Source organism: Citrobacter freundii ATCC 8090 = MTCC 1658 = NBRC 12681, from assembly GCF_011064845.1.
Lineage (GTDB): Bacteria > Pseudomonadota > Gammaproteobacteria > Enterobacterales > Enterobacteriaceae > Citrobacter > Citrobacter freundii.
In genome coordinates, this window is record NZ_CP049015.1 from 71,306 (window position 1) to 96,987 (window position 25,682).

The following is a 25,682-nucleotide window of genomic DNA, read 5'->3' on the forward strand; positions in this document are numbered from 1 at the left end:
TTACACGTGGAGCATAAGCGCTTCTTTAGCTATTTAATCTGGTGTGTGATAAGGGTAAATAATGCAAATGATTACCTCGCGACAAAACAGATTATTAAAGTTTCTTCTGTCTAAGAAGGAATATGTCACGCTGCTGAAAATTGCCGAGTATTTATCTGTTTCAGAGAAAACTGTGCAGCGCGATCTGCGTTTACTGGAACCATGGTTATCAGAATGGAAAATAACCATCGATAAACGTGCTGGTGCTGGGGTGATATTAAGTTCCGATAATATTACCGACCTTTTATATATGGATCAGTTATTAGGATCGGAAGGTGATGATACTGACGGCATGATGAATAATTCACGGCGAGTCAAGATAGCCTCACAGTTATTAAGCGAAACGCCGCATGAAACGTCGATCAGTAAATTATCCGAACGTTATTTCATTAGTAGCGCATCGATTGTTAACGATCTGAAAGTAATTGAATCCTGGATTACCCCACTGGGCCTGTCGTTGATTCGCAGTCAGAGCGGCACGCATATCGAAGGCAGCGAGAGCGGTGTACGCCAGGCGATGGCGTCACTGATTAACGGCGTGATTAACCATAATGAACCTGGTAACGTGGTTTATTCACGCCTTGACCCGGGCAGTTATAAAGCCTTAGTGCATTACTTTGGTGAAGAAGATGTTTTATTTGTCCAGACGTTATTGCAGGAAATGGAGAACGACCTGTGCTGGTCTCTGGGCGAGCCTTATTACGTCAATATCTTTACCCATATTTTGATCATGATGTACCGCATCACGCGGGGCAATGCGCTGCCGAGAAAAGATGAAAATATCACCTCATGTGACGAGAATATTTTTTCCATTGCCAGCCGGATGATTCAGCATATTGAAAAACGCATTGCCCACCCGCTGCCGGAAGACGAAGTCTGGTTTATTTATCAATACATTATCTCTTCCGGCGTGGTAATTGAAGAGCATAACGACGTGAGCGTGATTGGCCATATGCACTCCAGCGACGAAGCGCGTTTGATTACCCATCGGTTGATTGCCTCCTTTGCCGAGATGGTCGACAGCGATCTTAGCCAGGACACGGCGCTGTATGACGGATTGCTGATCCACATTAAGCCGCTGATTAACCGCCTGAACTACCAGATCCGCATTCGCAATCCATTGCTGGAGGATATTAAAGGCGAGTTGCAGGACGTGTGGCGTCTGACCCAGTGCGCGGTGAATCGGGTGTTTAGCGGTTGGGGCGAGCGGCCCGTGTCGGAAGATGAGGTGGGATATTTAACCGTGCATTTTCAAGCCGCAATGGAGCGGCAGATAGCGCGTAAGCGTGTGCTGCTGGTCTGCTCAACCGGTATTGGCACCTCTCACTTACTCAAAAGCCGTATTCTGCGCGCCTTTCCGGACTGGACTATCGTCGGCGTGGTATCGGCAGGCAGCCTGCCCTCCGTACTGACGGACGATATTGAACTGGTGGTATCGACGATAAATTTACCTGCCGTTGCTATGCCGGTCGTGTATGTCACCGCCTTTTTCAATGATGCAGATATTAAGCGGGTAACAGAAACGGTTATTACGGAAAAATTACATCGGGCGACGTCGCTGGTCGTCGAAAATTAATGTCTGAACTCCATGAGGTATGATTGATGGACATCACGAAAATACTCAATACAAATCGCGTTATTTTGGATATGAAGGCCACAAACAAAACGGAGGTTATTGAGGAACTGACGGATATTCTGCAGAAAGATGGGGCAATTAGCTGTCGGGAAACGTTTATTCAGGATGTCTGGCAGCGTGAATCAGAAGGCTCGACCGGCTTCGAAAATCATATTGCGATCCCGCATGGGAAATCCTCGGCAGTGGTCAATACCACGCTGGCAATTGGGCGTACCCGCCAGGATATTCCCTGGGAAACCCTGGATGGTAGCAACGTGCGCTGCATCATTCTGTTTGCCGTACGTCTTGAAGATCAAAACACTACACATATTCGTCTGCTTTCGCAGGTTGCCGGCGCGTTGGCGGATGACGACATTATTGAACAACTGTTAGTCGAAAGCAGTCCACAGAAAATTATTGAGCTTTTTAGCCAATATGCTGAATCCAATGTCTGCTAAATAAAAAGTGGAGCATGTTATGAATATTGTTTGTGTTGCCGCCTGTACGGCGGGTATTGCGCACACCTATATTGCCCGTGAGAAGCTAAGGAAGGTGCGAATAAGCAGGTCATTTCTTCCCAAGCTGACTCGCTGATTAAAATTTCGCGGATCTGGGCCGATTTTTTTCCCGCAAACACATCGAATCAGCCTATTTAGGCTATTTTTTCCACCATTTCTGGCGTTATTTCCGGTTTTTACTGAGATCTCTCCCACTGACGTATCATTTGGTCCACCCGAAACAGGTTGGCCAGGGTGAATAACATCGCCAGTTGGTTATCGTTTTTCAGCAGCCCCTTGTATCTGGCTTTCACGAAGCCGAACTGCCGCTTGATGATGCGAAACGGGTGCTCCACCTTGGCACGGATGCTGGCTTTCATGTATTCGATGTTGATGGCCGTTTTGTTCTTGCGCGGATGCTGCTTCAAGGTTTTTACCTTGCCGGGACGCTCGGCGATCAGCCAGTCCACATCCACCTCGGCCAGCTCCTCGCGCTGTGGCGCTCCTTGGTAGCCGGCATCGGCTGAGACAAATTGCTCCTCTCCATGAAGCAGATTACCCAGCTGATTGAGGTCATGCTCGTTGGCCGCGGTGGTGACTAGGCTGTGGGTCAGGCCACTCTTGGCATCGACACCAATGTGGGCCTTCATGCCAAAGTGCCACTGATTGCCTTTCTTGGTCTGATGCATCTCCGGATCGCGTTGCTGCTCTTTGTTCTTGGTAGAGCTGGGTGCCTCAATGATGGTGGCATCCACCAAAGTGCCTTGGGTCATCATGACGCCTGCTTCGGCCAGCCAGCGATTGATGGTCTTGAACAATTGACGGGCCAGTTGATGCTGCTCGAGCAGGTGGCGGAAATTCATGATGGTGGTGCGATCCGGCAGGGCGCTATCCAGGGATAATCGGGCAAACAGGCGCATGGAGGCGATTTCGTACAGGGCATCTTCCATGGCACCGTCGCTCAGGTTGTACCAATGCTGCATGCAGTGAATACGCAGCATGGTCTCCAGCGGATAGGGCCGTCGGCCATTGCCCGCCTTGGGATAAAACGGCTCGATGACAGCGGTCATATTCTGCCATGGCAGAATCTGCTCCATGCGGGAGAGGAAAATCTCTTTTCGGGTCTGACGGCGCTTAGTGCTGAATTCACTATCGGCGAAGGTGAGTTGATGGCTCATGATGTCCCTCTGGGATGCGCTCCGGATGAATATGATGATCTCATATCAGGAACTTGTTCGCACCTTCCCTAATTAAAGGTGCTAAAGCGCTTGGTCATAATATAAGAGTTGAAACCCAGGGAACTATCGGCACGGAGAACGAACTGCTGACAGAGGATATTTCTGCAGCTGATGTCGTAATTCTTGCTGTCGATGTCAAAATAAAAGGAGAGGAACGATTTTCAAATAAACGCATCGTGCGAGTGAAAACCGAAATCGTCATAAAATCGCCCATTCAGTTTCTTGAAAAGGTCGAAAAATCATTAGTTAATAATAACCAGTAGCGATCCTCATTCTGGAGGGGTTTCACATGAGTGAAAATAAAATTCCGCTATCTCAGGAAATAAAAAGACATTTATTAACGGGGATTTCGTGGATGATCCCGTTAATTGTCGCCGCCGGGATCTGTATTGCTCTCGGGCAAATACTTGGCGGCACTAACGTGGGTGAAAAAACAGGAACCATACCCTGGATGCTCAACCAGATTGGCGGCTGGGGGATGGGGTTAATCGTACCGCTGATTAGTGCGGCGATTGCGTACTCCATTGCCGATCGTCCCGGATTTGCGCCGGGCCTGATTGTCGGCTTTGTTTGCGGCGAAATTCATACCGGTTTTATCGGCGGGATGCTGGGCGGGTTCCTGGTCGGTTATACCGTACTGCTACTTAAGCGCTATATCCGTTTGCCACAGTCGATGCAGGGGCTGATGCCCATCATGGTGTTGCCGGTACTGAGTACCGTCATTGGCGGCCTGTTGATGATGACGCTGATTGGCAAGCCGATAGCCTGGCTGCAGGACGCGTTGATTCATCTGCTGGAGTCCATGCAGGGCGGATCCCGCTTTCTGATGGGCGCTATCCTCGGTGCGATGGCGACATTCGACTTCGGCGGACCGGTGAATAAAACCATGTCGCTGTTTGCTGACGGCATGCTGGTCAGCGGTGTGTACGGTCCGGAAGCGGTGAAGTTTGTTGGTTCGATGATCCCTCCGTTCGGCATTACGCTCTCTTTCCTGCTGACGCGTCACAAGTACACCCGTGCGGAACGTGAGGCGCTGAAGGCGGCATTCCCGATGGGGATCTGCATGATTACCGAAGGGGTCATTCCGATCGCAGCGCGCGACCTGTTGCGCGTGGTGGGCTCTTGCGTGGTGGCCTCAGCGATTGCGGGCGGCCTGATTATGGTGTGGGGTGTCGAAAGCCCGGTACCGCACGGCGGCATGTTTGTGGTTCCGCTCTTTACGCATCCACTGCTGTTTTGCCTGGCGCTGGGGATCGGCACGGTGATTTGCGGTGTCATGTTGTCGCTGTGGAAGAAACCGGTGACCGAGCGTGACGAAGAGTTTGATGAACTCAGCGATCAAAAACTGAAAGACGAAGAGATCACCTTCACCCTGGAATAACCGGAGGCCGTATGTTTGCCGATATGAAAAGCATGGTGGCGAAAGCCTGGCGCGAGCAGTACGCGCTGCTGGCCATCAACTGCATGAACCTGGAAAGCGCCCGCGCGGCGGTTCGGGTGGCAGAGAAACACCGTGCGCCCATCATTCTGAATCTGTATCAGGGGCATCTGGAGCATTTTCCGGCCCCGATAGCCGCTGCGGTCGTCAAAACGCTGGCAGAGGAAGCCTCGGTACCGGTCGCGCTGGCGCTGGATCATGGAAAGGATCCTGTACGCATTCGTCAGGCTTTTCGCGCCGGATTCAGCGGGTTAATGATCGACGCCTCCGCCTTTGCGCTGGAGGAGAACATTCGCCAGACCCGTGCAGTGGTCGAGCTCGCAGCCAGCGTTTCTCTGTGCGTGGAAGGTGAGCTGGGTCATCTGGCCGATGCTCCGCGCTATGACCATGCCGCTAACGCTGATTTGATGACTCAGGCCGCCGACGTGGAACCCTTTATCCAACAGACCGGGATCGATTTGCTGGCGGTGTCGGTGGGTACGGCACACGGCATGTACGCGCCGGGTATCACACCTGCTATTGATTTCCTGCGGCTGGAGGAAATAGCCCGGTTATCAACGGTACCTCTGGCACTGCATGGCGGCAGCGGGACGCCGTTTGATCAGCTACAGCGTTGCCCGACGTTTGGTGTCGCCAAGATAAACGTTGGTGCGGCGGTTTTCGAAGCCGGAAAGGCTGCGCTACTGCATACCCTGTGTCGTGACACATCCGGTGAACTCGTTAATGCCCTGGCCCTGATGGAACAGGCCTGCGAGGAAGCCATTATTCCGTACCTGCAGGCCAGCGGCGCTATCGGCAAAGCCTGATTCATTTTCTGTAACGCCTTCTATGCCTCTGCGATGACGCACTGGCAGGGCTTTCTACACCCTGAAACTGGAGAATTAACATGTTAGTTTCGATGAAAGAATTACTGCAACCTACTCGTCAGCACGGTTTTGCTATCGGCGCATTCAACGTGGCGGACAGCTGCTTTGTACGTGCAGTAGTGGAGGAAGCGGAAGCGACCAATACCCCGGCGATTATCTCTATTCACCCCAGTGAACATGATTTTGTCGGCGATGCGTTTTTTAGCTATGTCCGCGATATCACTCTGCGCAGCCCGGTTCCCTTTACTCTGCATCTGGACCACGGCGCTTCGGTTGAGCATGTACTGCGGGCGATTCAGTGTGGGTTTACCTCGGTGATGATTGATGGCTCGCTGCTGCCGTATGAAGAGAACGTGGCGCTGACCCGCGAAGTGGTCAAGCTGGCGCATGCGGTAGGTGTTTCTGTGGAAGGGGAGTTGGGTACGATTGGTCAGACCGGGACGTCAGTGGAAGGCGGCGTGTCGAAGGTTACTTATACCGATCCTGCTCAGGCAGAGGATTTTATCGCCCGAACCGGTGCAGACACGCTGGCGGTGGCGATTGGAACCGCGCACGGGATCTACCCGAAAGGGATGCAGCCAGAGCTGCAAATGAACATCCTGCGCGACATCGCCGGGCGTGTGGATATTCCGCTGGTGCTGCACGGTGGTTCCGCGAACCCGGATGCGGAAATTGACGAATCCGTGACGCTGGGTGTTGGCAAAATCAACATTTCCAGCGATATGAAATACGCCTACTTCCAGAAAGTCCGCGAAATCCTGGCGAAAGAAACCTGGTGGGACCCGAACGTAATCTACCCAGAAGCCATTAGCGCCGCGCGGGACGTGATCCGCCACAAAATGAAATTGTTCGGTTCAACCGGCAAAGCATCACTTTACTAACGGCATGCAGGCGGGGCGACCCGCCTCTTTCGCAACAAGGAAAAGTGGAATGAAGCGTTCACATATTAATTATGCCGTCGATAAAGCGCATGCCATCGCCGAGACTTTTCGGGTCTGTCTGCCTGATTTTGCGTATTTTACGATCGATGCCTGGCGGCAACAGGATCAATCTCTGTGGCGTGAAGTGCGCGATCTCCAGCTGGGCTGGGATATTACCGACTTTGGGCGTGGAGATTTTGCGCAAACGGGACTGACGTTACTGACGTTGCGCAATGGTCAGCCAGGGTCAGCTAATTACCCCAAACCGTATGCTGAAAAGATGCTGCAAATTCAGCAGGATCAGCAAACGCCATGGCATTTTCATCGCCATAAAATGGAAGATATCGTGAATCGCGGCGGCGGTGACTTATGTATGCAGCTGGCATGGGCCACGCCTGATGATGGGTATGACGCACGGCGTATTGTTGAAGTTAGCGTCGATGGTCAGCGGCGTACCGTTGACGCTGGCGAGACGCTGGTATTGAAACCGGGACAGGGGGTGTGCCTGCCGCCGCGCTTGTATCATCGCTTTTGGGCGGAGAAGGCGTTCGTGCTGGGCTGGGAAATCTCGATGGTCAATGACGACCAGCATGACAACCACTTTCTGGAACCTGGCGGTCGCTTCCCGGCGATTGAAGAGGATGAGCCGGTGAAGTGGCTGTTGTGCAGTGAATATATTCGTTTATGAGCGTGAGTAAGCCCGGTAAGCGAAGCGCCACCGGGCAATAAATTATTGCGCAGGTGGTGGTGCTGTGACTTCACTCCCTGAAACCACACCCGCCTGCATAGTCTGCGTGACCTGCTGTTTCTCCACGTTCACCGCATGCAGTTGCCCGCTGACCGTTGGCTTGAGCGGCGCATCGGCCTGAATATTGCCGCTGGCGGTAAGCTGAATATTACCATCGCCGGAAAGCGGCAGTGCGGGCCAGCCCCACTGCTGCAGGATCGTCATTGGCACGCCGCGTCCGTTCAGGCTGATCTGAGCCTGGCGCTGAGGCAACTGCGAAATGCTGGCGGTGGCCTCCAGCAGCCCTTTTTCCGTATAGGCGCTCAGTTCGCTGATATTGATGGTGCTGTTGTTCGCCGTCAGCGCCAGCGAAGGACGACGTACATCCGTGCGGTTAAAGGTAGCAGCAGCGGCGTTGAGGGTGGCGCTCCCGCTCCAGATCCCCCACTGATTGTTCTGTACCAGCCCGAGGTTAGCGCCGTAACCGTCCAGCGCGGTGAGTTGCCAAGGGAAGTCCGGATCGATATCAATTACCAGATTGCGGCTGGCGCTGAATTTCTTCAGCGTCAGGCTGTTTAGCCATGTTGGCAGAGGTTTCATCCACTGCTGCTTCCAGTTTTCCGGCAGCGTGTATTCCAGACCGGCAATAGCGGCATCATCGAGGACCAGCGCTTTGTTGCTGCGTAGCCAGTTTCCGGATGTTCTGACCATACCGCCTTCCCAGCGGGTGGTGAACTGGCGCAGCGCAATGCCCTGTGGTGAGAACTCGGCGTTCAGAATCGGATCGAAGAAGTGCAGAGAGCCGTAGATAAACTCGCTGGCGTTCATCGACAATTTTCCTTCCTGAGTTTGCCAGTCGTCCTTGCTGAAGGTCATGTTGCGCAAGCTCAGATCGAGATCCGTCACCGCCCAGTCAGGGCCTTGCAGACGGGCATCCGTTACTTCCAGACGACCAATTTGCAGGGAAGGAATGGTGCTTAACGGGGCAAAAAAGTCGGCCAGCGATTTGTCGCTTTGCAGCCGGATATCGTTCAGGCGCAGATTCTCCACTACCCAGCTCCCGTCGGCATTGCGTTGCGCTACGCCGGTTAATGCTCCACGCGCCACGTCTGCGCCAATATTGCTAAGCGTCACCCGGTCATGGTCAATGCTGCCTTCAATCAAGACGTTGGTGGTCGGGACATCGTTGAGCGTCAACGAGCTGGCGCTGAGCTGAATTTGCGCTTTGCTGCCGAGAATTTTACCTGCCTCAGGGCTCCAGGGAATGACGCCGCCGTTAACGCGCTGGGCGCTGAGGTTCCACTCGCTACCGGGGCTGTTAAGCGCCATATCCTGCAATTGCAGGCGATCGGCCTGAAACGGCAGCGGCGCGGTTTGCTGGGAAAGATTCAGCGTGCCGTTTTGCAACAAAATGGTGTCTACGTGCAGCGGGTCGGTGATTTGTCGGCTACTGAGTCCAATATCGACCGTTTTGGCGACCAGCGTGGCGGGCTGACCATCCCGGCCAAAGGTGACGTTTTCCAGCAGAATATGGGAAGGGGAAGAAAACCGGTGATCGATGGCATCAAAGGCCAGATGGTAGCTGCTGTTCTGTGAAACCCAGGCGCTGACGTGCTCTGCGCCCCAGCGGGTTTGCAGTAGAAAATAAAGGCCGAGGATCGCCACTGCAAGGGCGATCAGCACGTAAAGAAGCAGCTTTCCAATAAATTTCATGGTCTTCCATCCCGCGAAGTGCACATAGTCAAGTTATGCACGATTTAGACGCAATGCTCAAGGCGGGAATGGTGAAAGAGCGTTACAGCGGCGTTGATTCAGAATCAACGCCGCTGTTTGCTTATTGCTTTTCTGGTGGGAACACCAGGTTCAGAACGATAGCGGTAATACCGCCTGCGGCAATGCCGGAAGAGAGTAGGTTTTTCACCCAGTCCGGGGCGAACTGCAGGATCAACGGCTGCTGGGAGACGCCCAGGCCGACGGCCAGCGACAGCGCGATAATCAGAATCGCGCGACGGTTCAGCGGCTCGCGGGACACAATACGCACGCCGGATGCGGCGATAGTACCGAACATTACCAGCGTTGCCCCGCCCAGTACTGGCTCAGGAATATGCTGTACAAAACCGCTGACCGCCGGGAACAGGCCCAGCGCGATCAACATCAGCGCCACCACAAAACCGACGTAGCGGCTGGCAACGCCCGTTAACTGAATAACCCCGTTGTTCTGCCCAAAACAGGAGTTCGGGAAGGTGTTGAACACAGCGGAAACAAACGAGTTCAGACCGTTCGCCAGCACGCCGCCTTTCAGGCGTTTCATATACAGCGGACCAGAAACCGGCTGCTCGGAGACATCAGAGGTGGCCGTAATATCGCCGATGGTTTCCAGTGAGGTGATCATAAAGACCAGCATCAGCGGCAGCAGTAAACTCCAGTCGATACCCAGGCCATAATACAGCGGCGTTGGCACCATTAGCAGGTCCTGACTTACCGGTGCGGTATTTTGCGGCAGCATGTCCATAAACCAGGCCAGCAGATAGCCTGCCGCCATCGCAATCACCAATGACGCAACACGCAGGTAAGGGTTGCGTTGACGGTTAAGCAGGATGATTAGTGCCAGTACCACGCCTGCCAACAGTAAATTCTTCGGTGCACCAAAGGTGTTGTCGCTCATTGCGGCATAGCCACCACCAATTGATGTCAGACCCACCTGAATCAGCGACAGGCCGATAATCATCACCACCACGCCTGAGACCAATGGGGTAATGATCCGCCGCGCCAAATGCAGTACGCGTGAGATAACCATCTCGGTGCAGCTTGCCAGCATCAACGTACCGAACAGCGCCGCCATCATGGTTGGGACATCTGCGCCACCGGTTTTTAGCGCCGTACCGCCCATAATCAATGGCGCAACAAAGTTAAAGCTGGTGCCCTGAATGGATAGCAGCCCTGAGCCTACCGGCCCCCAGGCTTTGATCTGAATGATAGAAGCTACGCCGGAGGCGAACAGCGACATACTGATAATGTGTTGAGTATCCTGAGCCGGTAAACCAAGCGCCTGGCAAATTAACAGAGCGGGAGTAATTACCGCGACGAACATGGCCAGCAGATGCTGACAGGCGGCAAACAAGGTCTGGGCTAACGGGGGGCGATCTTCAAGACGGTAAATCAGTTCACTGTTGTGAGTCTGCGCAACCGGTTGCGCATTTGTTGACTCTACGGCGTTAACGGACATCAGAGGCAATCCCATGGTGGAAAAGCGGTGATTTTATCTGACCAGGGCAGAAAAGCAAACGTTTGCTAGCAGGTATTCTTAATATTTAAAACGGATAAACAAACATTTTTATATAACTTTTCATCATTTTCTGCTTAAAATCCACCCCGAAAACTCAATAAGAGCTAAAAATCGGTCTGGAATGCATCGTGCGTGATTGTGCTAAACGCACTAATGGAGCTGTAAATGTTTTATCTCGATACGTTATCAACGCTGGTTGCGGCAACCCTTGTGTTGCTGCTGGGACGTAAGCTCGTCCAGTCTGTTTCCTTCCTGAAAAAATACACCATTCCCGAACCCGTAGCGGGCGGCCTGCTGGTGGCGATTGCGCTGCTGGTGCTGAAAAAAAGCATGGGTTGGGAAGTTAACTTCGATATGACCCTGCGCGATCCGTTGATGCTGGCCTTCTTCGCCACTATCGGTCTGAACGCCAATATCGCAAGTTTGCGTGCTGGCGGCCGCGTGGTGGGTATTTTTCTGATTGTGGTTGTTGGCCTGTTGCTGATGCAAAACGCCATCGGTATTGGTATGGCGACCCTGCTGGGTCTGGACCCGCTGATGGGCCTGATTGCTGGCTCGATCACCCTCTCTGGTGGACACGGAACCGGGGCCGCATGGAGCAAGCTGTTTATTGAACGTTACGGCTTCACCAATGCGACTGAAGTGGCGATGGCTTGCGCAACGTTTGGTCTGGTATTGGGTGGGCTGATTGGCGGCCCGGTGGCACGCTATCTGGTCAAACACTCCACCACGCCAGACGGTATGCCGGACGATCAGGCTGTGCCGACCGCATTTGAAAAGCCGGACGTCGGACGCATGATCACCTCACTGGTGCTGATTGAAACCATCGCGCTGATCGCTATCTGTCTGACGGTGGGGAAAATCGTTGCGCAAATGCTGGTTGGAACGGTACTGGAACTGCCGACCTTCGTTTGCGTGCTGTTTGTTGGGGTGATCCTCAGCAATGGTCTGGCGCTACTGGGCTTCTACCGGGTGTTCGAACGTGCGGTTTCTGTGCTGGGTAACGTTAGTCTGTCACTGTTCCTGGCGATGGCGCTGATGAGCCTGAAGCTATGGGAACTGGCTTCTCTGGCCTTGCCGATGCTGGCAATCCTGGTTGTGCAGACCATTTTCATGGCGCTGTATGCGATATTCGTTACCTGGCGCATGATGGGTAAGAACTACGATGCCGCTGTGTTGGCTGCCGGACACTGCGGTTTTGGCCTCGGCGCGACGCCGACGGCGATTGCCAACATGCAGGCGATTACCGAACGCTTTGGGCCATCCCATATGGCGTTTCTGGTGGTGCCGATGGTGGGGGCATTCTTTATCGATATCGTCAACGCGCTGGTGATTAAGCTGTATCTGCTGTTACCGATTTTTGCGCAATAACGGCTGTGCGGCGGGGTAACATCCGCCGCCGCTATGAATCGACTATGCGTTGGAGTAGCGTTCGGTTTCCGGCATCCAGCGCTCTATTAGCGCCACGGCCTGTTGCGGATAGCGTTCGTGAATATGGCGAGCAATGCGCTGAACTTCCGGGATAATCGCCTGATCACGCAGTAAATCTGCGACCTTGAATTCTGCCGTTCCGGTCTGGCGAGTACCTAACAGCTCGCCGGGGCCGCGAATCTCTAAATCTTTTTGCGCAATCACGAACCCGTCGTTACTGTCTCGCAGAACCTGCAAGCGTTTCTGCGCGGTTTTAGACAGCGGTGATTTGTACAGCAGGACGCAGTGGGAGGCCACCGCACCACGACCTACGCGGCCACGTAGCTGATGCAGCTGGGCCAGGCCCAGGCGCTCCGGGTTTTCAATAATCATCAGGCTGGCGTTTGGCACGTCCACGCCCACTTCAATCACCGTGGTGGCAACCAACAGATGCAGTTCACCCTGCTTAAAGGCCGCCATTACTGACTGCTTCTCGGCGGGCTTCATACGGCCGTGTACCAGGCCAATATTGAGTTCTGGTAGCGCAATCTTAAGCTCTTCCCACGTTGCTTCTGCTGCCTGAGCTTCTAACAGATCAGACTCTTCAATCAGCGTACAGACCCAGTATGCCTGGCGCGCTTCGTGGGTACAGGCGTTGCGCACGCGATCAATAATATCGCTGCGGCGGGTATCCGGAATGGCGACCGTGGTGACCGGGGTACGTCCCGGTGGGAGTTCATCAATTACTGAGGTGTCGAGATCGGCATAGGCGGTCATCGCCAGCGTGCGCGGGATTGGCGTGGCAGTCATGATTAGCTGGTGCGGGTGGAAACCCTGCTGCTGACCTTTTTCCCACAGCGCCAGACGCTGATGCACCCCGAAGCGGTGCTGTTCGTCGATGATAACCAGTGCCAGACCGTTGAACTGAACCTGTTCCTGGAAAATTGCATGAGTACCGACAATCATCTGCACCTGACCGCTGGCGATGGCTTCCTGTTGCGCCAGACGCGCTTTGCCTTTCTGCTTGCCCGCCAGCCAGCCCACTTCAACGCCCAGCGGCGCGAACCAGCTGCGGAAGTTATTCGCATGTTGTTCAGCCAATAATTCGGTGGGGGCCATCAGCGCAACCTGCTTACCATGTGCGATAGCGCGCAGGGCGGCTAACGCCGCAACCAGCGTTTTACCTGAGCCGACATCACCCTGTACCAGGCGCATCATTGGGACATCCAGTGCCATATCACGTTCGATCTCCGCGGTAACGCGAGCCTGTGCGCCAGTCGGTTTAAATGGTAGCGCCGCCAACAGCTTATCTTTCAGCGCATTGTTTGCGCTCAGCGGCTGGGCATGAAAACGCTGTGCCCCGGCGCGTAGTGCCAGCATGCTGAGATTATGCGCCAGCAGTTCTTCGAGAATCAGACGTCGCTGCGCCGGATGTTGTCCTGTTTCCAGATCGCTGAGTTGCAGCGACGGTGGGGGGCGGTGCAACGTGCGCAGTGCTTCGGGCAGGCTCATCATGCCCTGTAACAGCTCTGGCGGTAGCAGTTCGGCAATGGCGCAAGTATCGAGCAGATCCAGTGCCTGATCGGTCAGCTTGCGCAGCGTGGCCTGCTTCACGCCTTCGGTAGTCGGATAAACAGGGGTCAGCGTTTCCTGTAATTCCGGCGTGCTGAGATCGCCCTGCACACGGTATTCCGGGTGGATCATCTCTGCGCCGTATTTCCCGCGTTTGGCTTCACCGTAGGCCAGCACCCGGCGACCGGTGGCGAGGCTGTTTTTCATTGCTGCGCTGAAGTTGAAAAAGCGCATGGTGAGAATGCCGGAGCCATCGCTGATCTGACAGGTCATCATCCGGCGGCCACCGAAGGTGATATTGCAGTTCAGCACTTCGCCTTCAACGGTGGCATAGACGCCCGGCAGCAGTTCGCCAATTGGGTACAGATGGGTACGGTCTTCGTAACGCAGGGGGAGGTGTAGAAGGAGGTCCTGTACGGTGTGCAGGCCAATTTTCGCCAGTTTACTGCTTTGCGCTGCGCCAACGCCGGTCAGAGAGTTGAGTGGGATGGCATCCAGTAAACGGCCTTTCATCGCGTTTATCTCGCAGACTGCATAGTGGCCCACCACGTTGCATCGGCTTCAATTTCGCCCTGCGTGTTTACGTGAGGGTAGGGAAGACCTTTGCGCTTAGCGACATTCGCCAGCACCGGATAACCGCCTTCAAACAGTAAGCGCTGCTGCTCGTCTTGTGGCAGCATGCTGTTTTCTCGTCGGTACATCCCAGCGTTTTGCCGCTGGCGTTGTGCTTCGTACAGAATCAGCGCGGAGGCGACCGAAACGTTCAACGACTGCACCATGCCAGTCATGGGAATGATGATGTCCTGATCAGCCAGATCCAACGCTTCCTGAGTGATGCCGGTTTTCTCCTGGCCCATCAGGATGCAGGTGGGGCGTGTGTAATCAATCTCGCGAAAATCCACGGCTTTATCTGACAGATGAGTTGCCAGAACCTGCATGCCGCGGTTTTTTAAATGTGTGACCGCATCACCAATAGTAAGGTGAGTTTTCACCTGCACCCAACTGTTGCTGCCTGCAGCAGAAGAGGCCATGGTGCGCATACGGCTACCCGGCCAGACGGCGTGGACTTCATGCACACCGACCGCATCTGCAGTACGAATGATAGCGGAAACGTTATGAGGTTTGTGGACCTCTTCCATGCAGACGGTCAGATCTGGCTGACGACGTGCGAGCATTTCGCGGATACGTGCATAGCGCTGTTCATTCATAAAACGTGTTCTAGTTACGGTTACGGGTGACTTTTATCACGTCCGGCATGACGCGGATTTTGCGCATGATATTTGCCAGGTGCACGCGATCGCGAGCGGTCAAGCGAATAAAGGCGCTATAGACGCGACCATCTTTCTCTTCCGTATTCAGGCTTTGAATATTGGAGGTGGTCGTGTTGATTGCCGCCGTCAGGTTCGCCAAAGCACCCTGGTGGTTAAACATATCCACCTTAATCTCGGTGATGAATTCCTGCTCTGTTTCTTTATCCCATTCCACCGCCATAAACTTCTCTGGCTCTTTCTGGTAGCCACGAATATTACGGCAGGACTCATGGTGAATCACCAGACCTTTACCCGGACTGACGTGGGCAATGATGGGATCGCCTGGAATTGGACGGCAGCATTTCGCGAAGGTGATCAGCACGCCGTCTGCACCTTTGATCGGCAGATGACCATGGCCAGATTGTGCCGGTACGTTCGCTGTTGCTTCGCCCTGCTGGAGGTTTTTCGCTACCACCACGCTCATGGCATTACCCAGACCGATTTCTGCGAGCAGATCGTCAAGAGTGGCGAGCTTCATGCGCTCAAGCTCACGCTGGATGCTCTCTGGCGGGATCTCAGCCAGTTTACGGCTTCCGCCCAGGGCATGGTTGAGCAGTCGACGGCCCAGACTGACGGAATCATCGCGCTTGAGGTTTTTCAGCAGTTGGCGAATCTTGGCGCGCGCTTTCGAACTGACGACGAAGTTGAGCCACGCGGCATTCGGGCGCGCACCCGGGGCGGTAATAATCTCAACTGTCTGACCGCTAAAGAGCGGTTGTGAAAGCGGGTAAGGCTGTCTGTCGACGCGCGCGCCGACGCAAGCGTGACCGATATCGGTATGCACGGCGTAGGCGAAGTCGACAGGCGTTGCACCGGCGGGCAGTTCGACAATGCGCCCTTCCGGTGTGAAAACATAAATCTCATCCGGGAAGAGATCAGATTTAACGCTTTCAATAAATTCAAACGAGCTACCGGCGCTCTGCTGCAGTTCCAGCAGGCTTTGCATCCAGCGTTGAGCGCGGATTTGCGCAGTGGTGCTGCTTTCGCCGCCGTGCTCTTTGTAAGCCCAGTGCGCTGCGACACCCATCTCTGCCATCTGGTCCATGTCTTCAGTACGAATCTGTACTTCAACCGGGACGCCATGAGGGCCGATCATTGAGGTGTGCAAAGACTGATATCCGTTCGCTTTTGGGATGGCAATATAGTCTTTCACGCGGCCAGGACGTGGTTTGTACAGGCTGTGCATCTGGCCGAGTACGCGATAGCAGGTATCGGAATCATGAACGATGACGCGAAATGCGTAGATATCCATGATGGAGTGAAAACGCTGCTCTTTGAGCACCATTTTGCAGTAAATAGAGTACAGGTGCTTCTCACGCCCGCTTACGCGACACGGAATACCTGCCTCCTGCAAACGCCCTTCGATTTCCGAGAGGATTTTTTGGATCATCTCTTTGCGGTTGCCGCGAGCGGCTTTAACCACTTCTTTAATCACGCGATAGCGGTTCGGGTACAGCGCTTCAAAACCCAGCTCTTCCAGCTCGGTTTTAATGTGATGAATACCTAAACGGTGTGCCAGCGGACTATAGATTTCGAGGGTTTCACGGGCGATGCGGCGACGCTTGTCCGGGCGTAATGAGCCCAGCGTGCGCATATTGTGGGTACGGTCGGCAAGTTTGATGAGAATGACGCGGATATCCTGCACCATCGCCATAATCATCTTGCGAAAGTTTTCGGCTTGCGCCTCTTTCTTATCGCGAAACTTAAGCTTATCAAGCTTCGATACCCCTTCTACCAGCTCTGCAACGCTTTTACCAAAAAGCTGTTCCATGTCCTGATAGGTGGCAGGGGTATCTTCAATCACGTCATGCAGCAGCGCAGCCATCAGCGTTTCGTAGTCGAGTTTCATCTCGGCCAGAATACAGGCTACCGCTACCGGGTGCGTGATATAGGGTTCACCGCTTGAACGTGTCTGGCCCTCGTGAGCGTCACGTGCAACGAGATACGCCTGCCGAAGACGCTTAATCTGGTCTTCCGGCAGGTAGTTTTGAATCAGTTGATTCAGGCTTTCAAACAGATACAAGGGCGACCCGCTTTGTGATTAACGACGACCTTCAGCAATAGCGGTAACGGCTTGTAATTCAGCGGCTTCCTGCTCTTGCTGTTCCTGGCGCTCACGCACGTCGAGGATCTGGTTGTTGATCAGACCTTCTTCGATTTCGCGCAGCGCGATAACGGTAGTTTTATCGTTTTCTTCCGGTACGAGCGGATCCTTTCCGCCTACCTGCATCTGACGAGCGCGACGCGCGGCGACCAGTACCAGGTCAAAACGGTTACCAATTTTCTCTACAGCGTCCTGAACAGTTACGCGTGCCATACTTAAAATGCTCCACAGGTGAAGAAATGACTGGGCATGATACTGAATGTGGGTTCAGTCTGCCAACAGTTTGCTGATTAAAGCGTCATGACGCTGCTTTTGGCGGCTCATGCGCAGACGTTCGGCGCGAATGATGGTTTTCAAATCGCCCAGGGCGGTATCGAAATCATCGTTCACAATAAGATAATCATATTCGGCGTAATGGCTCATTTCTGCAACAGCTTGCGCCATACGTTTTGCGATCACGTCTTCGCTATCCTGACCGCGGCCACGCAGACGGCGATCCAACTCAATCTTAGATGGCGGCAAAATAAAAATACTGCGCGCATGCGGCATTTTTTCACGAATTTGCTGCGCACCTTGCCAGTCGATATCTAAAAAGACGTCTACGCCGGATGCTAATACTTGCTCAATGGTTTCACGTGAGGTGCCGTAGTAATTACCGAAAACCTCCGCGTGTTCCAGGAACGCGTCTCTGCCAATCATGGTTCTGAATTCATCATGGTTCACAAAAAAATAGTGTTCACCGTGCACTTCCCCCGGGCGCGGTGCGCGCGTGGTGTGCGAAACAGAAACCTGGGTGTCATACAACGGTTGGGTCTTTAATAAAGCCTGAATCAGGCTGGATTTACCCGCGCCACTGGGGGCAGAAACAATATAAAGCGTGCCTTGAGCCATGAGTATCTTAATGTATGTGATTGTCGAAAGAGAGCCTACATACGGGCTTATTATACACGTAGCCGCTATGTGACGTAGCCCTTGTCACACTTTTTGCGCATGTTTATTGCGTTTTGCGTATCAGTTTCCTGTTTTATCGATGATTTGCAGAAATACGTGCAAATGTCAGGAACGTTGCTCGCAGGATGCTTTTTTGCCTCTCTGTTTCCCTATTATTTCGCGCTATACCTGCCAGGAAATGCAGTGCTCAGCGGAGGTAACATGGGATTATGGAAAGGCATAGGGCTGGTTTTGCTAATGGGGTATCTACCCGCATGGGCGGTATGCCCCGTCTGGTCACCTGCCAGGGCAAACGAGGAAATTTCACGACTACAGCAGCAGATAACACAGTGGAATGACAGTTACTGGAAACAGGGTGAAAGTGCCGTAGATGACGGCGTTTATGACCAGCTCAATGCGCAACTAATTCAATGGCAGCGCTGTTTTGGTGATGAAGTTCCACCAGATCTGTCTGCGCCACCAATGGGTGGCACAGTATCGCACCCCGTTCCCCACACGGGTGTTCGAAAACTTGCCGATAAGCAAGCGCTACAGCAATGGATGCACGCGCGCAGCGATCTCTGGGTGCAACCGAAGGTGGATGGCGTGGCAGTGACGTTAGTCTATCGCAATGGCAATCTGGTACGGGCGATTAGCCGTGGTAATGGCCTGAAAGGCGAAGACTGGACGCAAAAGGTTCTTCAGATCCCTTCCGTACCACATTCCACCAAGGGGAATCTCGCTAACAGTACGTTGCAGGGTGAGATTTTTTTGCAGCAAGAGGGGCATATTCAGAAGCAGAGAGGGGGAATGAACGCCCGCTCGAAGGTTGCTGGATTGATGATGCGCCAGAGCAATCAGGAATTATTAGGCTCGCTGGCTATTTTTATCTGGGCCTGGCCCGATGGTCCTGCGGTCATGTCTGAAAGACTGGAGCAGCTCACTGCTGCCGGGTTCAGTTTCACGCAACATTTTACCAAGGCCGTGAAGAGTGCGGATGACGTAGAGCAAGTGCGAGCAAAGTGGTGGACTTCAGGATTACCTTTTGTCACTGATGGCGTGGTCGTGCGAACAGGAAAAGAGCCGCAGGCGCGATACTGGCTACCCGGACAGGGAGACTGGCTGGCTGCGTGGAAATATCCTCCCGTGGCCAGGGTATCTGAGGTAACCGGTATTCAGTTCTCCGTTGGTAAAAGCGGGAAAATTGCGGTGGTAGCATTGCTGACTCCCGTCATGCTGGATGATAAACGCGTACAGCGCGTCAATATTGGCTCCGTTCGACGCTGGAATGAATGGGATATCGCGCCTGGCGATCAGATTCTGGTGAGCCTGGCCGGACAAGGGATCCCCCGTATAGATGAGGTGGTCTGGCGCAGTACCCAGCGTAGTAAGCCAGTGCCACCTGAGGGGCGCTTCAATTCATTAACCTGTTTTTATGCCACAGCGGAGTGCCAGGAACAGTTTGTTGCCAGACTGGTCTGGCTGGGGGCCAAAGAGGTGCTGGGGCTGGAGGGCATCGGCGAGGCGGGATGGCGGGAGCTCCACCAGGCGTATCGTTTTGAGCATATCTTTTCCTGGCTCGGGCTAACTCAGGAACAACTACAGTCCACATTTGGTGTAAGCAAAGGGGAGAAGTTATGGCATCAATTCAACCTGTCACGCGATCTTCCGTTCACGCGCTGGGTGATTGCCATGGGAATACCGTTAACACAGGCAACGCTGAATGCCAGCAGGGATGGTTCGTGGCAGCAATTGCAAGAACGCGATGAACAAAGCTGGCGGCAGCTTCCTTTCATGGGGGAGCAGCGGGCACGGCAGGTTATTCAATGGCTGGAGGATCGAGAGGTCACAGCGCTGAGCAACTGGTTAGCTGCTCAGCGGATCGCGGGCTTTATGCCTTAATGGCCTTCATGGCGATAGTAAAATACAGGCAGACCTAACTTCAGGCGCAGCGCCAGTAGTCGGGCGGTAAAGCCGAAGAGCAGGGTAGAGATAACCACCACATCATGACTGGAGACATAATGCTGCAGCACGATGTACAGCACGGCAGCGGCAAATGATACGCCGGCATACAGTTCTTTCTGGAACACCAGCGGGATGCGTTTGCAGAACATATCGCGTAATACGCCGCCGAAAACCCCGGTAGTGACCGCAGCGACCACGGCGATAATCGGTCCATGGCCCATATCCAGTGCCACCTGAGCCCCGATAATAGAAAAGACCACCAGGCCCAGCGCATCCAGTACGAGGAATATTTTGCGCAGATAGGGCATCACGGGAGCAATAATAGTGGTCAGTACCGCGGCAGTGGCTACGATAATGACGTATTCAGGGTGCTTTACCCAGCCGAGCGGATAATGGCCGAGAAGAATATCGCGTACTGAACCACCGCCAATGGCTGTCGCGGTGGCAATGATAATGACGCCAAATGTATCCATACGACGACGCCCAGCCGCAAGCGCACCGGTCATGGCTTCGGCAGTAATACCAATTAAGTATAAAACGTGTAACAGCATGTATTCCCCCTGATTTGCTGGGGGCTAAGGTTAACGATTTGTGCGCACTGTCACGATTGAGATTTTCTAAGGCGAAGTGATTCTAATAACTACAGCTAATGCGAAATTGTTGTAAACACGTTATGGCATGCGCTTTGTGATATGAGTGGTGACAATAAATGATGAGAAAATATAAGTCTGATCGCATAGATGAGAACTGATAGCGTCGGGAAAAGCACGTAGCGCCGCCGTTTATTGACGGGCTACGTGAGATGGTGACTTACTCGATATTCTGAATTTGCTCGCGCATTTGCTCGATCAATACCTTCAGTTCAATTGCGGAGTTAGTCACTTCGGCATTGATAGACTTCGATGCCAGAGTATTCGACTCACGGTTGAATTCCTGCATCATGAAGTCCAGACGACGGCCAACCGCCTCTTTTTTCTTCAGAATGTTGTAGGTTTCTTTGACGTGAGCTTCCAGGCGATCCAGTTCTTCAGCCACGTCGATACGCTGTGCCATCAGCACCAGCTCTTGCTCAAGACGATTATTTTCCAGTTGCACCTGAGCATCTTCCAGTTTGGCTACCAGACGCTCGCGCTGCCATTGCAGGATTTCCGGCATATGCGCACGTACCTTCGTCACTTCGGCGCTGACGCCTTCCAGACGCTGCTCGATCAACTCCTTCAGTGCCTGACCTTCGGTTTCACGCGCAACGATAAAGTCATCCAGCGTACCGTCAAGCGCGGCGAGGATTTCGGCGGCAATGGCGTCCAGATCTTGCTCCTGGGCTGCCATTACGCCTGGCCAACGCAGGATATCAACCGGGTTAATTTCACCTTCATCACTCTGCATTTTGACCCAGTTAGCAGCGCTAACGAGCTGTTTAGCGAGTTTTTCATTCAGAATCAGCTCGCCTTGTGCACTGGCATCAGGCTCAAAACGCAGCGTACATTCGACTTTACCGCGCGTCAGACGCGTGCGAATACGTTCGCGAACTACGGGTTCGAGACTACGGAACTGCTCCGGCAGGCGAAAATAAGTTTCCAGATAACGCTGGTTTACCGAGCGCATTTCCCAGGTAGCGCTACCCCATTCACCCTTGATTTCACGCCGGGCGTAAGCGGTCATGCTGCGGATCATAGACGTTCCTGTTTTTAAAGATGAGATGGGAGGATTATAGCCATCCACGTCTTGTCAGGATAGGAATAACAGTCGGAAGTCCGTATAATGCGCAGCCACATTCGTTTCAAGCCGGAGATTTTATCATGCGTCCAGCAGGTCGTAGTGCCAATCAGGTGCGTCCCGTCACCCTGACCCGTAATTATACAAAACACGCTGAAGGCTCCGTGCTGGTCGAATTTGGTGATACCAAAGTGCTATGTACCGCTTCTATTGATGAAGGCGTACCGCGTTTTCTGAAAGGTCAGGGCCAGGGTTGGATCACCGCAGAATATGGCATGCTGCCACGCGCCACACACACCCGTAACGCCCGTGAAGCGGCGAAAGGTAAGCAGGGCGGTCGTACCATGGAAATCCAGCGTCTGATCGCTCGTGCGCTGCGCGCTGCCGTTGACCTGAAGACGCTCGGTGAGTTCACCATTACGCTGGACTGCGATGTTATCCAGGCAGATGGCGGTACCCGCACCGCATCAATTACCGGCGCATGCGTTGCGTTGGCGGATGCGCTGAACAAGCTGGTCGCGAGCGGTAAACTGAAAACTAACCCGATGAAAGGGATGGTCGCCGCGGTTTCCGTGGGCATTGTTAACGGTGAAGCGCTCTGTGACCTCGAGTACGTTGAAGACTCTGCTGCAGAAACCGACATGAACGTAGTGATGACTGAAGACGGTCGCATTATAGAGGTTCAGGGCACGGCGGAAGGTGAGCCATTCAGCCATGAAGAACTTCTCACCCTACTGGCGTTAGCCCGAGGGGGAATCGAATCCATTGTAGCGACGCAGAAGGCGGCGTTAGAAAATTGATTTTAAAGGCGACTGATGAGTCGCCTTTTTTTTGTCTGTAATAAAGTGAGATGAGGAGCGAATCCATGAAACCGTATCAGCGCCAGTTTATTGAGTTTGCGCTTAGCAAGCAGGTACTAAAGTTTGGCGAGTTTACGCTGAAATCCGGGCGTAAAAGCCCCTATTTCTTCAACGCCGGACTGTTTAATACCGGGCGCGACCTGGCTCTGTTAGGCCGTTTTTACGCCGAAGCGCTGGTGGATTCCGGTATTGAGTTCGATTTGCTGTTTGGTCCAGCGTACAAAGGTATTCCGATTGCGACTACAACGGCCGTTGCGCTGGCTGAACACCACGATAAAGATTTGCCGTACTGCTTTAACCGTAAAGAGGCGAAGACCCACGGTGAAGGTGGCAATCTGGTCGGTAGTGCACTTGAGGGGCGCGTGATGCTGGTGGATGATGTTATCACCGCAGGTACGGCGATTCGTGAGTCGATGGAAATTATCCAGGCGAATGGCGCCACTCTGGCGGGGGTACTGATTTCTCTCGATCGTCAGGAACGCGGTCGCGGCGAGATTTCCGCTATTCAGGAAGTGGAACGTGATTACGGTTGCAAAGTGATCTCTATTATCACCCTGAAAGACCTGATTGCGTATCTGGAAGAGAAACCGGAGATGGCGGAGCACCTGGTGGCAGTACGAGCCTATCGCGAAGCATACGGTGTATAAGGACAGCCGGATAGCGCTGCGCTGATCCGGCCTACGCACTTACCGGGCCTACAGTATACGTAGGCCGGACAAGACGAAATCGCTACTGCAATTGAGCGGCAACCAACGGCCAGCGGGTGTCAAAATCATCCGTTGGGCGGTATTTAAATTCGCTACGTACAAATCGGGATAGCATACCTTCGCAGAAAGCCAGTAACTGGCTGGCCAGTAGCGTTTCATCCACGGTGTAGCCTTCACCTTCACGCATTCTTTTTTCTCGCAGAACCTGGCGCAACTGCGCTTCAATGCGCTCAAAAAGTTGGTTAATGCGACCTTGCAGACGGTCTTGCTCGAACATCAACGCGTGTCCGGTCAGAATTCGCGTCAGGCCCGGATTACGCTCACCAAACCCTAAAATCAGCAGAACGATCAGACGCAGACGCGCGCTGGTGTCCTTTTCATCTTTCAAAATCAGATTGATACGCGTAATCAGACTATCTTCGATAAACTCAATCAGGCTATCGAACATACGGGTCTTGCTGGGGAAATGGCGATACAATGCCGCTTCGGATACGCCAACTGAGGCTGCCAGCTTTGCTGTGGTGATGCGTTGGCTACCATCGCTGGACTCAAGCATCAGTGCCAGAGACTGAAGTATTTCTTCGCGACGATTCCTTTTCGCAGTTTGCTTTTCTACCATGTTACAAAATACCCCTGAAAATAAGCTCTTGCCAGGCAGGCATCCACACAGCGACCGCAAACTGTTGTTTGCGGTGTGTTATTGCGTTATTACGCTATGGGATACTTTTCTGCGGGTTACTTGCGCCCGGAATGGCCGAAGCCACCTTCGCCACGATCGGTGGCTTCAAACTCTTCCACCAGATTAAATTCAGCCTGCACGACCGGTACAAATACCATCTGCGCGATACGTTCGCCCGGCTCAATAGTGAAGCTGTCCTGACCACGGTTCCAGATGGACACCATCAGTTGGCCCTGGTAGTCGGAATCAATCAAACCAACCAGATTGCCCAGCACGATACCGTGCTTATGGCCCAATCCGGAGCGCGGGAGCATCACCGCTGCCAGAGAAGGATCGGCAATGTGGATAGCTAACCCGGTTGGCACCAGCGTTGTTGCGCCCGGTGCCAGTTCTACGGCGTCATCAAGACAAGCACGCAGGTCAAGTCCGGCAGAACCAGAAGTGGCGTACGTCGGGAGCGGAAATTGTTGCCCTACGCGCGGGTCCAGAATCTTAACGTCGATTTTTTTCATCATAACGGGTCACGATCTCGTCGAGTAATAATTGGCCCAGGAGTTCTTTACGCTCAAGCGGTAAGACTTTGTCTCCATCCTGCCAAAAAAGGTGTAATGCGTTGCTATCGCTGTTAAACCCTTGAGTTGACAGCGAAACGTCGTTCGCACAGATCACATCAAGGTTTTTGCGGATGCGTTTTTGCCGGGCATATTCTTCCACATTATTTGTTTCGGCGGCAAACCCAACGACAAAAGGACGGTTAGCATCCAGTGCGGCAACACCGGCGATAATGTCCGGGTTTTTGACCATTTTTACAGTTAATTCATCACCCTGCGTCGCTTGTTTTTTTATTTTTTCGTGGGCGACAGTTTCAGCGCGATAATCAGCGACTGCAGCGCAGCCGATAAAAATATGCTGTTGTTGCACTGCAGACTGCACAGCGGCTTCCATTTCCAACGCGGTCATCACATCAACCCGCTGAACAAATGGTGGTGTGGATAACGAAACCGGACCCGATACCAGTGTGACGTTTGCCCCGCGCTTTGCTGCAGCTGCCGCGATAGCAAATCCCATCTTCCCGGAGCTATGGTTGGAAATATAACGCACGGGATCAAGCGGTTCACGCGTCGGACCCGCCGTAATCATGATGTTGAGATGTTGCAGATCGTTGACAGGCGAAAAATGTTCTGCCGCCATATCCACAATCGTTAACGGATCCAGCATACGTCCAGGACCGACATCGCCACATGCCTGGCTACCGCTGTCCGGGCCCCAAATGAGCAAACCGCGTGAGGCAAGAATACCCAGATTGTGCTGGGTCGCGGCTGCACGGTACATCTGCTGGTTCATGGCTGGCAGTACAGCAACAGAAGCAGGCGTTGCCAGACAAATCGTTGACACCAGGTCGTTGGCCATACCTGCGGCGACACGAGCAATCAGGTCTGCTGTAGCGGGCGCCAGGATGACCAAATCGGCCCATTTTCCCAGCTCAATGTGGCCCATCGCAGCTTCGGCTGCAGGATCAAGCAGGCTGTCGGAAACGGGATAACCTGAAACTGCCTGTAAACTCAGGGGAGTAATAAATGCTTTTGCCGCTTCGGTCATTGCCACGCGGACGTCAGCGCCGCGTTCCCGTAAACGACGCACCAGCTCAGGGGTCTTGTACGCAGCAATCCCGCCACTGACGCCAAGTACGATTTTTTTACCGGCCAGGCTCATCATGATCTTTCCTGTTGGGTTTCACCAGAAGGCAGATATTTTATCACAATCCGCAATGTGTCGTGCTTTTGACCGCCTTCTACTTTGCGA

At 53.5% G+C, this 25,682-nt stretch carries 25 protein-coding genes and 1 pseudogene; 12 read left to right on the top strand and 14 right to left on the bottom strand.

Going from position 1 to position 25,682, the window contains the following annotated elements; all coding sequences use genetic code 11:
* Positions 1–61: 61 nt before the first annotated feature.
* The 3 genes and pseudogenes from G4551_RS00345 to G4551_RS00355 form a co-directional block, all read left to right on the top strand.
* On the top strand, positions 62–1,615 hold the full coding sequence (locus G4551_RS00345; protein ID WP_003024005.1) for a BglG family transcription antiterminator: 1,554 nt from the start codon (positions 62–64) through the stop codon (positions 1,613–1,615).
* A gap of 26 nt (positions 1,616–1,641) precedes the next feature.
* Positions 1,642–2,112, top strand: a complete 471-nt coding sequence (locus G4551_RS00350; protein WP_003842172.1) for a PTS sugar transporter subunit IIA — start codon at positions 1,642–1,644, stop codon at positions 2,110–2,112.
* A gap of 19 nt (positions 2,113–2,131) precedes the next feature.
* A pseudogene (locus G4551_RS00355) lies at positions 2,132–2,206 on the top strand (PTS fructose transporter subunit IIB); the annotation flags it as partial.
* Here G4551_RS00355 and G4551_RS23970 read toward each other — a convergent pair.
* A complete protein-coding gene (locus G4551_RS23970) occupies positions 2,179–2,367 on the bottom strand; it encodes a hypothetical protein (RefSeq protein WP_318240442.1) in 189 nt (62 codons plus the stop codon). The pseudogene G4551_RS00355 and the gene G4551_RS23970 sit on opposite strands and share 28 nt — an antisense overlap.
* Positions 2,349–3,329, bottom strand: a complete 981-nt coding sequence (locus tag G4551_RS00360) for an IS5-like element ISKpn26 family transposase (protein WP_000019441.1) — start codon at positions 3,327–3,329, stop codon at positions 2,349–2,351. The genes G4551_RS23970 and G4551_RS00360 overlap by 19 nt, the downstream gene beginning before the upstream one ends.
* A gap of 53 nt (positions 3,330–3,382) precedes the next feature.
* On the opposite strand from G4551_RS00360, the gene G4551_RS00365 reads away from it, so the two are divergent.
* The 5 genes from G4551_RS00365 (at position 3,383) to G4551_RS00385 (ending at position 7,301) form a co-directional block, all read left to right on the top strand.
* A complete protein-coding gene (locus tag G4551_RS00365; protein WP_050598061.1) occupies positions 3,383–3,652 on the top strand; it encodes a PTS fructose transporter subunit IIB in 270 nt (89 codons plus the stop codon).
* A 26-nt stretch (positions 3,653–3,678) separates the two neighbouring features.
* On the top strand, positions 3,679–4,770 hold the full coding sequence (locus tag G4551_RS00370; RefSeq protein WP_003837581.1) for a PTS fructose transporter subunit IIC: 1,092 nt from the start codon (positions 3,679–3,681) through the stop codon (positions 4,768–4,770).
* 11 nt (positions 4,771–4,781) lie between these two features.
* On the top strand, positions 4,782–5,633 hold the full coding sequence (locus G4551_RS00375) for a class II fructose-bisphosphate aldolase (protein WP_003837583.1): 852 nt from the start codon (positions 4,782–4,784) through the stop codon (positions 5,631–5,633).
* An 80-nt stretch (positions 5,634–5,713) separates the two neighbouring features.
* On the top strand, positions 5,714–6,574 hold the full coding sequence (locus G4551_RS00380; RefSeq protein ID WP_003837585.1) for a ketose-bisphosphate aldolase: 861 nt from the start codon (positions 5,714–5,716) through the stop codon (positions 6,572–6,574).
* Positions 6,575–6,623: 49 nt separating this feature from the next.
* Entirely contained in the window at positions 6,624–7,301 is a 678-nt protein-coding gene (locus tag G4551_RS00385) for a D-lyxose/D-mannose family sugar isomerase (protein WP_003837587.1), read from the top strand.
* Between the two features lie 42 nt (positions 7,302–7,343).
* Here G4551_RS00385 and G4551_RS00390 read toward each other — a convergent pair whose 3' ends face one another.
* Both G4551_RS00390 and xanP read right to left on the bottom strand, forming a co-directional pair.
* Entirely contained in the window at positions 7,344–9,053 is a 1,710-nt protein-coding gene (locus G4551_RS00390; RefSeq protein WP_003837589.1) for an AsmA family protein, read from the bottom strand.
* 121 nt (positions 9,054–9,174) lie between these two features.
* The gene (gene xanP / locus G4551_RS00395; protein WP_003024026.1) at positions 9,175–10,566 is read right to left on the bottom strand and encodes a xanthine/proton symporter XanP; all 1,392 of its coding nucleotides are present in this window, start codon (positions 10,564–10,566) and stop codon (positions 9,175–9,177) included.
* 225 nt (positions 10,567–10,791) lie between these two features.
* Between xanP and gltS the strand changes: the two genes are divergently transcribed.
* Positions 10,792–11,997, top strand: a complete 1,206-nt coding sequence (gltS, locus tag G4551_RS00400; RefSeq protein ID WP_003024029.1) for a sodium/glutamate symporter — start codon at positions 10,792–10,794, stop codon at positions 11,995–11,997.
* Positions 11,998–12,039: 42 nt separating this feature from the next.
* On the opposite strand, the gene recG is transcribed toward gltS, so the two are convergent.
* The 5 genes from recG to gmk are packed head-to-tail and all read right to left on the bottom strand — an operon-like array spanning position 12,040 to position 17,913.
* Entirely contained in the window at positions 12,040–14,121 is a 2,082-nt protein-coding gene (gene recG, locus G4551_RS00405) for an ATP-dependent DNA helicase RecG (RefSeq protein ID WP_003837591.1), read from the bottom strand.
* 5 nt (positions 14,122–14,126) lie between these two features.
* Positions 14,127–14,816: a tRNA (guanosine(18)-2'-O)-methyltransferase TrmH gene (gene trmH / locus G4551_RS00410; protein ID WP_003837594.1), complete on the bottom strand. Its 690-nt coding sequence runs from the start codon at positions 14,814–14,816 to the stop codon at positions 14,127–14,129.
* Between the two features lie 10 nt (positions 14,817–14,826).
* The gene (gene spoT / locus G4551_RS00415) at positions 14,827–16,941 is read right to left on the bottom strand and encodes a bifunctional GTP diphosphokinase/guanosine-3',5'-bis pyrophosphate 3'-pyrophosphohydrolase (RefSeq protein ID WP_003024038.1); all 2,115 of its coding nucleotides are present in this window, start codon (positions 16,939–16,941) and stop codon (positions 14,827–14,829) included.
* Positions 16,942–16,959: 18 nt separating this feature from the next.
* On the bottom strand, positions 16,960–17,235 hold the full coding sequence (rpoZ, locus tag G4551_RS00420) for a DNA-directed RNA polymerase subunit omega (protein ID WP_000135058.1): 276 nt from the start codon (positions 17,233–17,235) through the stop codon (positions 16,960–16,962).
* A 54-nt stretch (positions 17,236–17,289) separates the two neighbouring features.
* Complete coding sequence (gene gmk, locus G4551_RS00425; protein ID WP_003024042.1) at positions 17,290–17,913, bottom strand: guanylate kinase; 624 nt, start codon at positions 17,911–17,913, stop codon at positions 17,290–17,292.
* Positions 17,914–18,174: 261 nt separating this feature from the next.
* On the opposite strand from gmk, the gene ligB reads away from it, so the two are divergent.
* Positions 18,175–19,854 carry an NAD-dependent DNA ligase LigB gene (gene ligB, locus G4551_RS00430; RefSeq protein WP_003837599.1) on the top strand — a complete coding sequence of 560 codons (1,680 nt, stop codon included), beginning with the start codon at positions 18,175–18,177 and terminating at the stop codon, positions 19,852–19,854.
* On the opposite strand, the gene G4551_RS00435 is transcribed toward ligB, so the two are convergent.
* Positions 19,851–20,468 (bottom strand): trimeric intracellular cation channel family protein, encoded by a 618-nt coding sequence (locus tag G4551_RS00435; protein WP_003024049.1) that lies wholly within the window; start codon positions 20,466–20,468, stop codon positions 19,851–19,853. The genes ligB and G4551_RS00435 overlap by 4 nt on opposite strands.
* A 259-nt stretch (positions 20,469–20,727) precedes the next feature.
* Positions 20,728–21,591 (bottom strand): YicC/YloC family endoribonuclease, encoded by an 864-nt coding sequence (locus tag G4551_RS00440; protein WP_003837600.1) that lies wholly within the window; start codon positions 21,589–21,591, stop codon positions 20,728–20,730.
* Positions 21,592–21,716: 125 nt separating this feature from the next.
* On the opposite strand from G4551_RS00440, the gene rph reads away from it, so the two are divergent.
* Together rph and pyrE are read left to right on the top strand one after the other, a co-directional pair.
* Entirely contained in the window at positions 21,717–22,433 is a 717-nt protein-coding gene (rph, locus tag G4551_RS00445; protein WP_003024054.1) for a ribonuclease PH, read from the top strand.
* Between the two features lie 65 nt (positions 22,434–22,498).
* The gene (gene pyrE / locus G4551_RS00450) at positions 22,499–23,140 is read left to right on the top strand and encodes an orotate phosphoribosyltransferase (protein ID WP_003837602.1); all 642 of its coding nucleotides are present in this window, start codon (positions 22,499–22,501) and stop codon (positions 23,138–23,140) included.
* 82 nt (positions 23,141–23,222) lie between these two features.
* On the opposite strand, the gene slmA is transcribed toward pyrE, so the two are convergent.
* From slmA to coaBC, 3 genes are all read right to left on the bottom strand, one after another.
* Entirely contained in the window at positions 23,223–23,819 is a 597-nt protein-coding gene (gene slmA, locus G4551_RS00455) for a nucleoid occlusion factor SlmA (protein ID WP_003024060.1), read from the bottom strand.
* Positions 23,820–23,935: 116 nt separating this feature from the next.
* On the bottom strand, positions 23,936–24,394 hold the full coding sequence (gene dut, locus G4551_RS00460) for a dUTP diphosphatase (protein ID WP_006687626.1): 459 nt from the start codon (positions 24,392–24,394) through the stop codon (positions 23,936–23,938).
* Positions 24,372–25,592, bottom strand: coding sequence for a bifunctional phosphopantothenoylcysteine decarboxylase/phosphopantothenate--cysteine ligase CoaBC (coaBC, locus tag G4551_RS00465; protein ID WP_003024066.1), 1,221 nt, complete (start codon positions 25,590–25,592; stop codon positions 24,372–24,374). The genes dut and coaBC overlap by 23 nt, the downstream gene beginning before the upstream one ends.
* Between the last annotated feature and the right edge of the window lie 90 nt (positions 25,593–25,682).

Excerpts from the sequence above, each read along its gene's own strand:
- G4551_RS00345 (WP_003024005.1), top strand. The coding sequence starts at position 62 with ATGCAAATGATTACCTCGCGACAAAACAGATTATTAAAGTTTCTTCTG.
- G4551_RS00350 (WP_003842172.1), top strand. The coding sequence starts at position 1,642 with ATGGACATCACGAAAATACTCAATACAAATCGCGTTATTTTGGATATG.
- G4551_RS00360 (WP_000019441.1), bottom strand. The coding sequence starts at position 3,329 with ATGAGCCATCAACTCACCTTCGCCGATAGTGAATTCAGCACTAAGCGC.
- G4551_RS00370 (WP_003837581.1), top strand. The coding sequence starts at position 3,679 with ATGAGTGAAAATAAAATTCCGCTATCTCAGGAAATAAAAAGACATTTA.
- G4551_RS00375 (WP_003837583.1), top strand. The coding sequence starts at position 4,782 with ATGTTTGCCGATATGAAAAGCATGGTGGCGAAAGCCTGGCGCGAGCAG.
- G4551_RS00380 (WP_003837585.1), top strand. The coding sequence starts at position 5,714 with ATGTTAGTTTCGATGAAAGAATTACTGCAACCTACTCGTCAGCACGGT.
- G4551_RS00385 (WP_003837587.1), top strand. The coding sequence starts at position 6,624 with ATGAAGCGTTCACATATTAATTATGCCGTCGATAAAGCGCATGCCATC.
- G4551_RS00390 (WP_003837589.1), bottom strand. The coding sequence starts at position 9,053 with ATGAAATTTATTGGAAAGCTGCTTCTTTACGTGCTGATCGCCCTTGCA.
- xanP (WP_003024026.1), bottom strand. The coding sequence starts at position 10,566 with ATGTCCGTTAACGCCGTAGAGTCAACAAATGCGCAACCGGTTGCGCAG.
- gltS (WP_003024029.1), top strand. The coding sequence starts at position 10,792 with ATGTTTTATCTCGATACGTTATCAACGCTGGTTGCGGCAACCCTTGTG.
- recG (WP_003837591.1), bottom strand. The coding sequence starts at position 14,121 with ATGAAAGGCCGTTTACTGGATGCCATCCCACTCAACTCTCTGACCGGC.
- trmH (WP_003837594.1), bottom strand. The coding sequence starts at position 14,816 with ATGAATGAACAGCGCTATGCACGTATCCGCGAAATGCTCGCACGTCGT.
- rpoZ (WP_000135058.1), bottom strand. The coding sequence starts at position 17,235 with ATGGCACGCGTAACTGTTCAGGACGCTGTAGAGAAAATTGGTAACCGT.
- gmk (WP_003024042.1), bottom strand. The coding sequence starts at position 17,913 with ATGGCTCAAGGCACGCTTTATATTGTTTCTGCCCCCAGTGGCGCGGGT.
- ligB (WP_003837599.1), top strand. The coding sequence starts at position 18,175 with ATGGGATTATGGAAAGGCATAGGGCTGGTTTTGCTAATGGGGTATCTA.
- G4551_RS00435 (WP_003024049.1), bottom strand. The coding sequence starts at position 20,468 with ATGCTGTTACACGTTTTATACTTAATTGGTATTACTGCCGAAGCCATG.
- G4551_RS00440 (WP_003837600.1), bottom strand. The coding sequence starts at position 21,591 with ATGATCCGCAGCATGACCGCTTACGCCCGGCGTGAAATCAAGGGTGAA.
- rph (WP_003024054.1), top strand. The coding sequence starts at position 21,717 with ATGCGTCCAGCAGGTCGTAGTGCCAATCAGGTGCGTCCCGTCACCCTG.
- pyrE (WP_003837602.1), top strand. The coding sequence starts at position 22,499 with ATGAAACCGTATCAGCGCCAGTTTATTGAGTTTGCGCTTAGCAAGCAG.
- slmA (WP_003024060.1), bottom strand. The coding sequence starts at position 23,819 with ATGGTAGAAAAGCAAACTGCGAAAAGGAATCGTCGCGAAGAAATACTT.
- dut (WP_006687626.1), bottom strand. The coding sequence starts at position 24,394 with ATGATGAAAAAAATCGACGTTAAGATTCTGGACCCGCGCGTAGGGCAA.
- coaBC (WP_003024066.1), bottom strand. The coding sequence starts at position 25,592 with ATGAGCCTGGCCGGTAAAAAAATCGTACTTGGCGTCAGTGGCGGGATT.